Below are 1,033 nucleotides of genomic sequence, written 5' to 3' on the forward strand. Positions count from 1 at the left end.
ACCTGATTACCCATGATTAGCAGTCAGTTACCACGAACTATACTGATCTTACGTACAGTTATCGAGGTGCGAGATCATGGCCAAAAGCAAAGTCCAATTCCAGAAAGGCTACAGCCTGTTTGATTTTTTCAAGGACTATGGCACTGAAGCGCAGTGCGAAAACGCGCTGCTTGCTTGGCGTTTTCCGAACGGTTTCATCTGTCCTGAGTGCGCCAACAAGACCTGCTGTCGCCTGAAAAGTCGGCCACGCGTGCTGCAATGCAATAACTGCCGTCACCAGATGTCATTGACTGGAAACACGATTTTTGCAAACACCAAACTCCCACTGACCAAGTGGTTTCTGGCGATGCAGCTGCTGTCACAGACCAAAACTGGCTTGTCAGCGATGGAGCTAAAGCGCCAGTTGGACGTCAAATATGACACCGCCTGGATGCTCAAGCACAAGCTGCTGCAAGCCATGAAAGAGTCCGATGACAAGCAGCCCATCAGCGGCATCATTCAGCTCGATGATGTCTACTGGGGTGGAGAGCGCCGTGGTGGCAAACGAGGTCGCGGCGCGGCAGGCAAGACGCCGTTTGTGGCAGCAGTAGCCCTGAACAAGGAAGGGCATCCAATCAAGATGCGGATGACGGTGGTCGATGGTTTCAAAACCAACGTCATTGCTGATTGGGCAAAACGGCATCTTGCTAGTGGTAGCGCGGTGATATCCGATGGATTGGCCTGTTTCAAAGCGGTCAAGGAGGCCAATTGTGAGCACCTGGGTGTTGTCACCGGGGGCAACCTGGACTGGCTGGATCATCCGGCATTCAACTGGGTAAACACGATGATAGGAAATGTGAAAAACTCGCTGCGGGGCAGTTGCCATACGCTCGGAGCGAAGCATTTACCAAGGCATCTTGCGGAATACTGCTTCCGGTTTAATCATCGTTTTGACCTCAAGAGCATGTTGGTTGAATTGGGGCATGCAGTCGTGGCAAGCCCTCCGATGCCATATCGGCTCTTGAAGCTGGCTGAGGGTCATGGGTAATCAGGT

General features: G+C 52.4%; 1 protein-coding gene. It reads left to right on the forward strand.

What is annotated here, in order from left to right; all coding sequences use genetic code 11:
- The first annotated feature begins 76 nt into the window (after positions 1-76).
- On the forward strand, positions 77-1,027 hold the full coding sequence (locus OKB87_RS23525; RefSeq protein ID WP_270828627.1) for an IS1595-like element ISAeca5 family transposase: 951 nt from the start codon (positions 77-79) through the stop codon (positions 1,025-1,027).
- Positions 1,028-1,033 lie beyond the last annotated feature (6 nt).

The organism is Aeromonas sp. Y318-1 (assembly GCF_027706125.1).
GTDB lineage: Bacteria > Pseudomonadota > Gammaproteobacteria > Enterobacterales > Aeromonadaceae > Aeromonas > Aeromonas hydrophila.